The sequence below is a fragment of the Clostridium estertheticum genome (assembly GCF_011065935.2).
GTDB lineage: Bacteria > Bacillota > Clostridia > Clostridiales > Clostridiaceae > Clostridium_AD > Clostridium_AD estertheticum_A.
Genome location: NZ_JAAMNH020000003.1, coordinates 1 through 545, shown reverse-complemented (window position 1 = coordinate 545; position 545 = coordinate 1). Strand labels below are relative to the sequence as shown.

At 32.7% G+C, this 545-nt stretch carries 1 protein-coding gene; it reads left to right on the top strand.

Annotated elements, in window-relative coordinates; all coding sequences use genetic code 11:
- Window positions 1-71: 71 nt before the first annotated feature.
- Window positions 72-545: transposase zinc-binding domain-containing protein (locus G9F72_RS26835; protein WP_224676341.1), on the top strand; the 474-nt coding region annotated here is incomplete at its 3' end.

Genomic DNA, 545 nt, shown 5'->3' with positions numbered 1-545 from the left:
TATTGAATCCTTAAATGTAAAAAGTCCTCTCGACATGTTGAAAAAATCAGCGAAAAAAACGCATAAGAATAATGATTGAAGTTCAAGATATTTTTCAACAATATGGTACAGAATATCGTGAAAAACATAAGCTTACACTTGCTCAACTAAAAGCTATGTCTGCAATTGAAAAATGTAGGACTTCCCAATTAGGTGGTCATATAGACAAATGTGAAAGCTGTGGAAGTACTAAGATTTCTTACAACTCTTGTCGCAATAGACACTGTCCTAAATGTCAAAATCTTGCTAAAGAACGTTGGGTTGACTCTCAGAAAAGTAATTTACTTAACGTTGGATACTTTCATGTTGTATTTACCATTCCAGATACCATAAATTTAATAGTATATCAAAATCAAAAGGAGCTATATACTCTTTTATTTAAAGCTGTCGCTGAAACTCTTACAGAATTAGCATCTGACAAAAAATATCTAGGTGGAACACTGGGATTTACCTCTATTTTACATACGTGGGGACAAAATCTTATGCACCATCCTCATATTCATTGT